At 45.8% G+C, this 927-nt stretch carries 1 protein-coding gene and 1 pseudogene; both read left to right on the forward strand.

The window, feature by feature from the left end; translation table 11 throughout:
* On the forward strand, positions 1-701 hold a 701-nt coding region (locus R7Q48_RS25455; RefSeq protein WP_318132930.1), incomplete at its 5' end, for a nucleoside/nucleotide kinase family protein.
* 25 nt (positions 702-726) lie between these two features.
* A pseudogene (locus tag R7Q48_RS25460) lies at positions 727-927 on the forward strand (phosphatase); the annotation flags it as partial.

Genomic DNA, 927 nt, shown 5'->3' on the forward strand with positions numbered 1-927 from the left:
CCGAAGCAACCTTTCCCGATGCCGACGTAAAACGAATCCATCAGCCTCTTATCGAAAAATTTACTCGCCTCTATCATGAGAAGCAGGAACGCATAGTAGTGTTCTTGTGCGCACCTCCGGGCAGCGGTAAGTCGACACTCGCTGCATTCTGGGAATACCTGTCGGAACAAGATGAAAGCCAAGAGCCTTTACAAGTGCTGCCGTTTGATGGTTTCCATTATCCAAATGAGATCCTCGACAACAATACGATTGAACGAGATGGCGAGCTCGTGTCTCTGCGCAGTATTAAGGGGGCCTATCAAACATTTAATCTGACGGAGCTTATCGACAAGCTCAAACAGCTCAAAGTGAAAGATCCAAAATGGCCATACTACGACCGCAATTTGCATGATCCAGTCGACGACGCCATTTTAGTGAATCGCAATGTTGTTGTGGTTGAGGGGAATTGGTTACTGCTTAATGAACCGGTGTGGAATGAACTGCATCGTTTGGCAGATTTTACCGTCTTCGTCGATACACAGCCTGAGTTTCTGCAAGAACGCTTAGTAAACCGTAAGATTCGTGGTGGCACCGCACCAGAAGCCGCATTAGCGTTTTATTTAAACTCAGATGCCGTAAATGTAGATAAGGTTTTAAATCATTCAATTCCAGCGGATCTCACGCTATTTCTCAATCAAAACGGTTCGTTCGAAATTCGATAATTTGTCCACAATTTAGGAGGTCACCATGGATATCGTCGTTGATAGCCACACCCATACTATTGCCAGTGGACATGCCTACAGCACCATTTTAGAGAACGCATTGGCAGCCAAGAATAAGGGGCTAAAACTTCTTTGTACCACCGATCATGCTCCCGAAATGCCAGGAGCCCCTCACTACTGGCACTTCAATAATCAAAGAATTTTGCCCCGCTTTTTGCATGAGGTC

The organism is Vibrio sp. 378, assembly GCF_033339435.1.